The organism is Streptomyces sp. NPDC005423, assembly GCF_040606415.1.
Classification (GTDB): Bacteria; Actinomycetota; Actinomycetes; order Streptomycetales; family Streptomycetaceae; genus Streptomyces.
Genome location: NZ_JBEXET010000034.1, coordinates 73068 through 83449 on the forward strand (window position 1 = coordinate 73068; position 10382 = coordinate 83449).

Consider the following 10382-nt stretch of genomic DNA (forward strand, 5'->3'; position numbering starts at 1 on the left):
CCAATGCGATTGCTCTAACGAGGTGGTAAACGGGATAACGGTCAGCTAGGACCATCGGCTTCGGCCAGCGCGCCACGAACCTGCGTCACGGCGCGTTTGACGGCGTGGGCGGCGCGCTCGATCTCGGCACTCGTGGTGGCGTAGCCCAGCGAGAAGCGGATCGTACTGTCGGCGTCCTTCCGGGACAGTCCCATCGCCAGGAGCACATGGCTCGGCGTGGGAGCGCCGGATGCGCACGCGCTGCCCTCCGAGGCAGCGACGTCGGGCATGGCCGCCAGGACCGCATCCGCCGGCAGGCCCGGGAAGGTGATGCTCGTCACGCCCGGCAGGCGTTGATCACGCTGGCCGTTGATACGGCAGCCGGGCAGGGTGGCGATCACGAGGTTTTCAAGGCGGTCGCGCAGGGCCGCAATCCGTTCGGCCTCCTCGCCGAGAGTTCGGCGCACGGCGTCGGCCGCTGCCCCCATGCCGATGATCCCCGCTACGTTCAGCGTGCCCGCGCGCCAGCCCCGCTCCTGTCCGCCACCCACAAGGAGCGGCCGGTGCGGGAGCGGAGACCCGCGCCGCACATACAGGGCGCCGACTCCCTGCGGGCCGCCGAACTTGTGGGCCGACAACGACAGGAGATCGACGTCGAGTTCAGCAACGTCTACCGGGAGGCGGCCGATGATCTGCGTGGCGTCCGTGTGGACGAGGGCGCCGGCCTCCCGGGCGGTCTTGGCCGCGACGTGGAGATCGGTGAGAACCCCGGTCTCGTTGTTAGCCACCATCAGGGAGACCACACCGCCGCGGCGTGCCGCAAAGACCTGATCCAGAGCGCCGAGTTCCACCAGGCCGCCGGTGCCGACCGGCAGCAGCACAAGATCCTCGGGGCTCTCGGCGGTGACCGCGCGGGCCGTCTCCAGGACAGCCGGATGCTCAACAGGACTGGTAACCAAGGGATTTCCGGCGGCGAACGCGGCACGGAGGGCCAGATTGTTCGCCTCGGTCGCCCCTGATGTGAAGATGATCTCGCCGGGCGAGCAGCCAAGGAGATCGGCTAGCTGCCGACGGGCGACATCGACCCGGTGGGCCGCCTCCCGCCCCGGTTGGTGCAGGCTCGACGCGTTGCCAACCGACTGCATGGCCTCAAGGACGGCCGCGAGAGCCTCAGGCCGGATCGGGGCAGTGGCATTGTAGTCAAGGTAGGCCATATCCGGCCCATTTGATCCGTTCATCATCTGCCACCCCACCTCGCTCGTGTCGCACACCAATGTACTGCTGGTGGAAACCTTCTCTCGCATCCGGGGTTCCACCAGGAGCACTAGATGATCCTAGCCGCGAGCCGTGATCCACTCTTTGAATCACTCGAACGCGTGGTGTCGCAAGCCATTTACCGAACGAATGTTCTACGCCGTTCCCTCTGCGCGCAACCCGCACGCTGCACGATCCGCTTCGTGGCCGGGAAGATGGGCAGCTCTGTGGCCAAATGCCGTCCCTGGCTGGGCTTTTCGCCTGATGGTGCTCCTGTTGTCAGTGGTCCCGATTAGGGTGGTCCGCACGCTGCAACGGCGCAGTTTCTGCACGTTGGGACGCTTCTTGGGGTGCACCGAGCTGGGGGAGGAACTTCACGATGATGGTCGGTCCTGTGCGAGCGGCTTACGGCTCGCCGTCAGTCGCACCGGTCAGGTGAGGCTGTGACGACGTGGTCACCGGGAATGCCCTTCGAGGCGCTCCTGGCAAACGCCCCCATGGACTACATCCGTCGGCACCTGGGCAAGGAGTTGTGCGGCCTCCTCGACCTCCTCGAAGGGGGCGCGGCCGGTGACGAGCGGTTGCGAGCCGTCGCCGCGATCGCGATCGACGCCGAGCTCCTGGTGGCCGATGAGGACGAGCGTGCCGCGCTGATCGGTCTCGTTCCCCCGGCCAAGCAGGGGGAGCTGGCTCAGCGGCTCGGGTCGCTGGGCGACGGGCAACCGCTGGAGTACCTGCGCTCGTTGAAGTGGACGCCTGACGAGCGCAGAGAACTCCTGGAGTTCTTCGGCTTCACGGTCGAGCGGGCACAGCCTCAACTGCTTTCCTTCAAAAGGGAAACGGCTCCCGAATACGCCCTGTTCCCCCATCAGCTCCGCGCGGCACGCCGGACCAAGGAGCTGCTGTACGACGGCCCCCGCCGGGCCGTGCTCCATCTGCCGACGGGCGTGGGCAAGACGCGCACCGGTATGAGCATGATCTGCGACCACCTCCGGCAGCACGGACCCGCCCTGGTGGTATGGCTGGCTCACGGGCAGGAACTGCTGGAGCAGGCCGCGACCGAGTTCGAGCGCGCCTGGAGCAAGGTCGGCGACCGCCCCCTGCCGGTTCTCCGTGTGTGGGGCAGCGCTTCCCCGGACCTCGCGGACGTGAACGACGGACTGGTCGTCCTCGGGCTAGAGAAGGCCGTCTCCATCGGGAAATCGAACCCGCAGTTCCTGCACACGCTGGCCGCCCGCAGCACTCTGACCGTGTTCGACGAGGCACATCAGATCATCGCCCCCACGTTTCAGGGCGTAGTGGACGACCTGACGGTACGTCACGACTCCAGCCTGCTGGGCCTCACCGCGACCCCGGGCCGCACGTGGGCGGACATCGCCAAGGACGAAGAACTCGCCGACTTCTTCTCCCGCCAGAAGGTCATGCTGGAGATCGAGGGCTACACGAACCCCGTGACAGCCCTCATCGACCAGGGCTACCTGGCCAAACCGATCATGCGCACGGTCGCCGCGGAAGCCGGCATGCATCTGTCGGCCCGGGATCAGCAGAACCTGGCGCGAGCGTTCGAGATCCCGGCCAACATCATCGCCGAGCTCGCGAAGGACAAGCAGTGGAACCTCAAGGTTGTCCAGACGATCATGGAGCTGCTTGAGAAGCAGCACCGCCGCATCCTGGTGTTCGCGGCATCGGTCCAACACTGCCGACTCATCGCGTCCGTGCTGTCCGCAGCCGGGCTCGACGCAGTGTTCGTGACCGGTGAGTCGTCTCCGCGGCACCGCAGCGACTCCATCCGCCGTTTCAAGAGCGCGGCACGGCGGCCCATGATCCTGTGCAACTTCGGAGTCCTGACCACGGGCTTCGACGCACCCGCAGCCAGCGCCGCCGTCATCGCCCGACCGACCAAGTCCCTGGTGCTGTACAGCCAGATGGTCGGCCGGGTCATCCGCGGCCCCAAGGCTGGCGGAACCGAAACCTGCGAGATCGTCACCGTCGTCGACCCGGAGCTCCCCGGCTTCGGCGACGTCGCCGAAGCATTCACCAACTGGGAAGACGTATGGGAGACAGCATGACCGGCGAAGGAAGCAACTACCGGATCGTCAGCCCTTCGCTGACCGTCAAGGCCATGCGCGACAGTGGCTACAAGAACACCGCCTACGCGCTCGCCGAGCTGATCGACAACAGCATCGACGCGGAAGCCACGCTGGTGCAGGTCTTCGCCTGCGAGAGCCCCATCGAAGGTGCCACCCAGACCAGGTACCGGGTGGACAAGATTGCCGTCCTCGACGACGGCAAGGGCATGGACAGCGAACTCCTGCGCCGCGCCCTGAAATACGGAGACGGTCTCGGCGACGACCGCAACCGCATCGGCCGCTTCGGCATGGGCCTGCCCAACTCCAGCATGTCCCAGTGCACCAAGGTCGAGGTCTGGTCGTGGAAGAACGGCCCTGCGAACGCGCTGTACACCTACCTTGACCTGGACGAGATCACGAACGGGCAGGATGAGGTTCCCGACCCCGTGCCTCGCCGAGTGCCTGATGATTGGGACGACCTGAGCGAGGTGCCACTAGGTACCAGCGGCACCCTCGTCGTCTGGACGAATCTGGACCGCGTCAAGTGGCACAGTGCTGGGGCCACCTTGCGCAATACCGCCGAGCTGATCGGCCGTGTGTACCGGCACTATCTGCACGACGGCTCCGTGGACATCAAGATGGCGCCTGTTCGCGACGGGAAGGTCATCGAAAAGGTCGCCGAAGGGGACAACGGCGCTTACTACGCCGAGCCCAATGACCCTCTGTACCTCATGACGAAAACGGGAACGCCCGCACCGTTCAACAGCACGCCCATGTTCGAGCCCTTCCACATGGGCAACGAGGCCGAACCGGGGGTCTACCGCTATCCCATCACGGTCGATGGCACGCAACACACCGTGACGGTGCGGGCGTCCATCGCCCGGCCCGAATCCCGCCGTTCCGACGTGTCCGGCCACCCGTGGCCCGACACGGCCAACCCGAACCGGGCCCCGGGTGACCAGAAGTGGGGGAAGCACGCCCGTCGGAATGTCGGCGTCTCGCTGGTCCGCAAGGGCCGCGAGCTCGACCTCGATACCTCGTGGGCGATCGGTTACGACCCCGTGGAGCGGTGGTGGGGCGTCGAGGTGAACTTCCCGCCCGAGCTCGACGAGGTGTTCGGCGTCACCAACAACAAACAGACGGCCGTCGTGTTCTCCTCCCTCGCCGACTTCGACTGGTCGGCTGAGCAGGACCCTGACGAGACACCCAAGCAGTTCAAGGACCGCCTCCGCGAACTCGGCGACCCCCGGCTGCCGCTGATCGACCTCGCCCAGTACCTCAAGGGCCTCCTGGGCAAAATGCGCAAGAAACTGAAGCAACAGACACTGGGCGACCGGAAGGGTAAGAAGCGGTACGACCAGGACGTCACTTCCAAGGCCACGGACGCCGTCAAGCGCCGGCAGGAGGACGGGTACACCGGTACGACCGACCTCCTCGCAGAGGACGCGACGGACGCCGACAAGCGCCAGGAGCAGCTGACCGCGCTGACCGAGCGACACCACGTCGACGAGGACACCGCGCAGACCCTGGTCGACGAGGCCCTGGAGAACGACTGGCGCGTCCGCTGGATCTCCAGCCCACAGGACTCGTCGGCCTTCTTCAACATCGACCTGCTCGCTGGCATGCTCCAGGTGTCCTTCAACACGGAACACCCCCTGCACAGCAAGCTGATGGCCGTCCTTGAGGACGTGCCCGAAGACGCGAACGAAGCGGAGCTCCGCCAGCGACTCGCCCGCGCGACGGAGACCTTCAAGCTGCTCGTCTTCTCCTGGGCACGGATGGAGGACGAGATCCCCAACAAGAAGGCACGCCGGGTCATCGCGGATGCCCGGAGCGACTGGGGCCGCTACGCCCGTGACTTCATCGAGGACGGGAGCGAAGAGGAGTGACACAGCCGGACCATGTCTGGCAGCAGATCGCTCACCTGATGGAGGAGGCCACCAACGAGGTGGTCATCATCGCCCCCTTCATCAAGAAGCCGATCTTCGAGGCGACCATCGCCGCGGTGCCCTCGTCCGTCCAGAAGATCACGTGCGTCACGCGATGGACCCCGGCGGAGGTGGCCGCCGGGGTCTCCGACCCGGAGATCATCGAAGCTGTCCAGAGCGACGAACGCATTTCCATTGCCCTATGCCCGTCCCTCCACGCCAAGCTCTACCGTGCCGACGCTCGCTGTCTGGTCGGCTCCGCCAACCTGACCGGCAAAGCCACAGGACGCGTCCCGAACGCCAACGTGGAACTCCTGCTGGAGGTGCCGGTCGACCACCCCGAAGTACAGCGCGTCCTCGGCCAGATCAACGCCCGCTCGACCATAGCCACACCCCACGCCGCAGCCCTCGTACGGCAACAGGCCGAGCTCCTGAGGAGCGAGCGCATCACTCCGCCGTCCGAGGACGAAGCAGCCCCGTACTGGTTCCCGGAGACAAGGAGACCGGAGAACGTCTACGCCCTTTACGGCGGGCGCCAGAGATTCACTTCCCTGGTCGAGGCCGGCATCGTGCGCGACCTGGCCATGCTCGATGTTCCCGCCGGCCTCACTGAAGACGCCTTCAACACTGAGGTCGAGGCCCGCCTGCATACGATCCCGGAACTCGGTCGACTGACCGCAGAACAGCGTCTCAGTAACATCGAGCTCCAGCGTGCCATCGCCGAGCGGACAGGTGAGACAGAGGAGCAGGCGCGCAGAACGACCGAGACGCTCGCGGCCTGGCTCCGGCACTTCGGCCGGTACTACACCGAAGTGGGCTCGTGGGAGCTGCGACCAGGCATAGAGCACGCCTAAGATCACAGCCACGGCGCGGCCCGCCAGTGCATCGCCGACGAACACGGACACAGGGTGATGGGGAAGGCCGTCTCATGGCAGAGGTACGCGTCCCGTTCCTCCTCGGGCACGCCGAGATTGCCTTCCTCTTCCACGTGGAGCGGCAGACGTCGCAGAAGTGGCGGACAGAAGGCACGCTCGGCGAACCTGACTTGATCGCGTCCGGCAATCCGTACTGGCTGCTGAGTACGGTCATGCAACTCGACGGCGCAGGCGACCGGAGGATCGACCGGGAACGACTGGCGACGTACAAGGCCGGCATCTCTCCCGGCTACGACCTGAGGGATAAGGAGCGACTGCCCGTCATCGTCGGTATCCAGGAGGCAGCACGCGTTCTCGGCCAGGGCGCGCAAGCAGTCTCCCGGTGGCGCAACCGTCAGCAGATCGCCGAAGCCGACTTGCTCCTTTCCGGCTCTCCGCTCTGGCTCCTTGACACCATCCTGGTAGACGGACAGCAACGGCAGCGACCCATCGTGGCCTCCGAGGTTGCTTCACTCCGTGCAGGGCAGCGCACTCCTCAGAAACCCCGCGGACGAAAGCCCAACGCCCCCGCTGCAAGCCCACCGCGAGAACCGCTTCCTGCCGCCCGGACATTCACCAGCGGTGAACAGGCCGCCGCGACCGAGTTCCTGGTAGCCATACTGGCAGAGGGGAAATCTGTCGTCATCAAGCCGCGACCCTAATCAGACAGCCCCTCGTCGAAACGGCTGCCGGGTAGCACTCTCACCTTGCCGACCTATCCGCATCGCCACAGCACCCCCGATTGCCGTTCCCACGGTGCCAGGGATGGCATGCGGACCGGCCGAGGATGTGATGGCGATGCCCAACAGGCTGCGCGTTCTGGCACCGGTACTCGACCATTGACCTGTTGCCGCCCTGAAGCCCGTGATCGCTTGGAAGGCGTTGCCATGCAGGCGATCTAGTCGGTATCCGCGCCTACTCCTGACGGTATACGGCCCCTCGTTGCCTGGGGAAGCAGCGGGGAGAGTCACACGTATGGAGCATGCCAAAAAGCGCTGCGGGTCAAATCTGGTTACGCTAATTCAATGAGGCCCAGATTTGAGCTGATAGATAAAGTTTTCACTCTAGCGGCCACAATTTTTCTGGCAGCCAACGCGAATAACTACCCTACAAAGACGTATTGGAAGAGCGGCTGGGCTTCAGCGTCATGGGTCGTTCCGACTGCGCTTGCCGTCGCCGGAATCTTTGGGGTGATACAGCCATTTTCTGCCCTACAATCACGGTCGACGGTTCAGCGACGGTTCCACCTGCAGCGACAACTGCTAACCACACTCGGCGAAATTATCGAAATGGGAATGACACAGGTACACCCTCCGCTCGATATTTCCGATTTGGCACTTCACGTCTGGAGAAAGAGGCTATCCCTGCGGCACCCAGTCAGCGGCGAATTGGAGCGTATCGCGAGCTATCGTCTCGGCACAGGCGTCGCCCTTAGGGCTTTCCGACCACCCAAGGGAGTCGGCATCATCGGGTTGTGCTGGAAGCACAACGACCCACGGTCCATGGACGCGACCCCCCTGCAGAGCAAAGGCCATTTCGCACAGCAGTCGCAGCTTGGCCCAGATCATGTGATGGGCTTCAAAAGTCATGACGATTTCGACAGATTCTCCCATAGGACCGCACTCTTCGCGAGCCCTATCCGGAACGCAAAATTCAAGTTCATAGGATGCGTCAGCGCTGACGCAAGTGGTGGATACTCCGAGCTAAAAAATGCGGGACTGCTGCAAAAACTCAATGCGCTCGCCGGTTCATTGAGCGCTGCAGACTTCCGAGACCTAGCGTGAGGCAGCACAATGGACTCGATCACCGAAACCACACGCGCCTCATATGAACATAGTGCACACACATATGCAGATTCGACTTGGGAATACTATAATTTTCCTGGCCTCCAGAGGGATGCCTTTAATTTCTCCGAGTCCCTGCAGACTACGGGTCCCGTTCTGGACCTTGGGTGTGGCGGAGGTCGAGACGCAAACTTCTTCGCGTCTCACGGTCACCGAGTGATTGCTGCGGATATCAGTCAAGAAATGCTGCGCGAAGCCCGCAGTAGGATCGCGTCATTCAGGGACAGGAAAGTAGATTTCGCGTGCGTGGATATTAGGCAGCTCCCCTTCCGGGAGAAAATCTTTAGTGGCGTGTGGGCAAGTGGCAGCCTTCTTCATGTTCCACGAGCCGACTTGCTGCCATCCCTGAGGAAGATTGCGAAAGTTCTGATGCCAGGGGGCGTCGCCGCTTTGAGCATGAAGAGCGGCGCCGGGGAAGGCTGGGAGCAATCGGGTGCCGTATCGGGATCTCGCTGGTTTACGTATGTTGACCCCATCGCTTTTTCCAACCTAATGCGCCTGGCTGGATTCAAGTCTGCATCCTATCAACCCTCCGGCCGAGGCACTTGGTTTCTTGCCACGGGATGCATCTAAAAGAGGGGGTAACGGTGGTCAACGTGGATTATCCAGCCCACTCATCGGGACTCGGGCCAGGGAGGACCTGCCGGATACCCCCACGCGGATCAGCAACATCTCCGTCATGTCGCGGCACTAGATGAATATGCAAGTGATCGATAGTGCGCCCAGCGGCTCTACCTTCATTAACGCCAATCGTGTAACCGTCCGGCTGATGCGTCGAGTTTAGTTCCGCTTGACTCTCGACTAGCAGTGCGTACGCATCGAGGACTTCACGAGGGGCTAGCTCGAAGAAGGAAACGACATGACGCTTCGGCACAATCTCAACATGTCCGTCTGCCGCAGGATAATTATCAAGCCTTACGTAGCAGGTATCGTTTTCCCTCTGAACGCTATTCAGAGAAACATCCTCACGCATGCAGAATAGGCAACCGGCCTTAACCGCTACCCGATCTTTCGATCTCGAAGCCCGGGAGATCAGTTCGTCAAGTCGAGCCCCCCAGGTGAGGCTTTTTGCAGGTACTCCCTCGATGCGAGCCACTCTCCGCTCCCTTCCGTAAGGTCGGTGCCAGCAAGGCTCAGACAGCACAGACGCTGGATACGACTACTGAGCCACATAAATACTCCCCCCTCGACACCGTAGCCACTCGCGCAGAACCTGCCGATTGCGCCCTTGTGGAGTAACCAACCGGGTTGGGCGCACCCCCACGCGTATGAGGCGGTGAGGAGAGCGAGCGACCTCTGTAAGGCGCTGCGAAGCCCCAGCCCAGCAAGGCTGGCCTGAGCCGCGAGCGGGCAGAGGTAGGGCTGTTGCCCGCCAGTCGACGCGTGTTCGCCGACAGCTGCGAGAGGAACACTTGATCTACTCGAATCGAGTCCATACTGTCTCTCATATGTCGATCTTGCAGCAGACCCCAGGAGCCAAGCACGCCGACCCAACCGACCCCACTCATCGAGCCGCTTCCAGCGAGCCCAACCGGCAGCCCATGAAGGTCATTTCCTACGGCGGTGGCGTCCAGAGCACAGCCCTGCTCGTACTGGCCGCTCGCAAAGAGATCGATTTCCGCACCTTCCTCTTCGCCAACGTCGGCGACGACAGCGAGCACCCTGCGACGCTGGCCTACGTTCGCAAGATCGCCATCCCGTACGCCGCCCGCGCCGGGATTGAGGTACATGAGCTCAAGCGCCACCGTCGGGACGGAACCACCGAAACGCTCATGCAGCGGCTGAACCGGCCGGACACCCGGTCGATCCCCATCCCGGTCCGCATGTCGAACGGCGCTCCGGGCCGCCGCAACTGCACCGCTGACTTCAAGATCAAGGTGGTCGGGCGGTGGCTTCGGGAGCATGGCGCCACCGCGGAGGCCCCGGCGGCGGTCGGCATCGGCATATCGCTCGACGAAATCCATCGCGCCAACCGCCGGCGGAGGGAAGCGCACGAGGTCATCGAATACCCCCTCCTCGACCTCGGGCTGCGCCGGGACGACTGCGAGCGCATCATCGCCGAGGCCGGCCTGCCGGTACCGCCCAAGAGCTCCTGCTTCTTCTGCCCCTTCCGCACCGTCGGCGCGTGGCGCCACCAGCGTCGCCACGAGCCCGAATTGTTCGCTCAGTCGGTCCGGCTGGAGGAAACGATCAACCGACGGCGGGCCGCACTCGGCCGGGACGACGTCTATCTCACGAGGTACGGGATCCCGCTCACTCAAGCCATCCCCGACGAGAGCCCGGGGGAGGCTGAAGCGGATGAGGATGACGGGGCATGCGACTCCGGCTGGTGCATGACCTGATACCTGCCGAGCAGGCAAACGACGGGTGGGCCCGACCCCACGGGGTCGGGCC

General features: G+C 63.9%; 8 protein-coding genes. 6 read left to right on the forward strand and 2 right to left on the reverse strand.

Translation table 11 applies throughout. The features are described from left to right. Positions 1-41: 41 nt before the first annotated feature. On the reverse strand, positions 42-1304 hold the full coding sequence (locus ABZT12_RS28850) for a cysteine desulfurase family protein (protein WP_356389916.1): 1263 nt from the start codon (positions 1302-1304) through the stop codon (positions 42-44). Between the two features lie 426 nt (positions 1305-1730). Here ABZT12_RS28850 and ABZT12_RS28855 point away from each other — a divergent pair, with 426 nt between their 5' ends. The 5 genes from ABZT12_RS28855 (at position 1731) to ABZT12_RS28875 (ending at position 8561) form a co-directional block, all read left to right on the forward strand. After that, the gene (locus ABZT12_RS28855; protein ID WP_356389918.1) at positions 1731-3302 is read left to right on the forward strand and encodes a DEAD/DEAH box helicase family protein; all 1572 of its coding nucleotides are present in this window, start codon (positions 1731-1733) and stop codon (positions 3300-3302) included. Then, entirely contained in the window at positions 3299-5191 is a 1893-nt protein-coding gene (locus tag ABZT12_RS28860) for an ATP-binding protein (protein ID WP_356389920.1), read from the forward strand. The genes ABZT12_RS28855 and ABZT12_RS28860 overlap by 4 nt, the downstream gene beginning before the upstream one ends. Beyond that, positions 5188-6084: a phospholipase D family protein gene (locus ABZT12_RS28865; protein ID WP_356389922.1), complete on the forward strand. Its 897-nt coding sequence runs from the start codon at positions 5188-5190 to the stop codon at positions 6082-6084. Before ABZT12_RS28860 ends, ABZT12_RS28865 begins: the two co-directional genes overlap by 4 nt. A 74-nt stretch (positions 6085-6158) precedes the next feature. Next, positions 6159-6806 (forward strand): hypothetical protein, encoded by a 648-nt coding sequence (locus ABZT12_RS28870; protein WP_356389924.1) that lies wholly within the window; start codon positions 6159-6161, stop codon positions 6804-6806. Positions 6807-7937: 1131 nt separating this feature from the next. Further along, entirely contained in the window at positions 7938-8561 is a 624-nt protein-coding gene (locus ABZT12_RS28875; protein WP_356389926.1) for a class I SAM-dependent methyltransferase, read from the forward strand. A gap of 28 nt (positions 8562-8589) precedes the next feature. Here the strand turns inward: ABZT12_RS28875 and ABZT12_RS28880 are convergent, their stop codons facing one another. Beyond that, positions 8590-8961, reverse strand: coding sequence for an HIT domain-containing protein (locus ABZT12_RS28880; protein ID WP_356389932.1), 372 nt, complete (start codon positions 8959-8961; stop codon positions 8590-8592). Positions 8962-9529: 568 nt separating this feature from the next. On the opposite strand from ABZT12_RS28880, the gene ABZT12_RS28885 reads away from it, so the two are divergent. Continuing rightward, positions 9530-10330 carry a phosphoadenosine phosphosulfate reductase gene (locus ABZT12_RS28885; protein WP_356389934.1) on the forward strand — a complete coding sequence of 267 codons (801 nt, stop codon included), beginning with the start codon at positions 9530-9532 and terminating at the stop codon, positions 10328-10330. Positions 10331-10382 lie beyond the last annotated feature (52 nt).

Coding starts and splice junctions, on each gene's coding strand:
- ABZT12_RS28870 (WP_356389924.1), top strand. CDS start 6,159: ATGGCAGAGGTACGCGTCCCGTTCCTCCTCGGGCACGCCGAGATTGCC.
- ABZT12_RS28880 (WP_356389932.1), bottom strand. CDS start 8,961: ATGCGTGAGGATGTTTCTCTGAATAGCGTTCAGAGGGAAAACGATACC.
- ABZT12_RS28875 (WP_356389926.1), top strand. CDS start 7,938: ATGGACTCGATCACCGAAACCACACGCGCCTCATATGAACATAGTGCA.
- ABZT12_RS28855 (WP_356389918.1), top strand. CDS start 1,731: ATGGACTACATCCGTCGGCACCTGGGCAAGGAGTTGTGCGGCCTCCTC.
- ABZT12_RS28860 (WP_356389920.1), top strand. CDS start 3,299: ATGACCGGCGAAGGAAGCAACTACCGGATCGTCAGCCCTTCGCTGACC.
- ABZT12_RS28885 (WP_356389934.1), top strand. CDS start 9,530: ATGAAGGTCATTTCCTACGGCGGTGGCGTCCAGAGCACAGCCCTGCTC.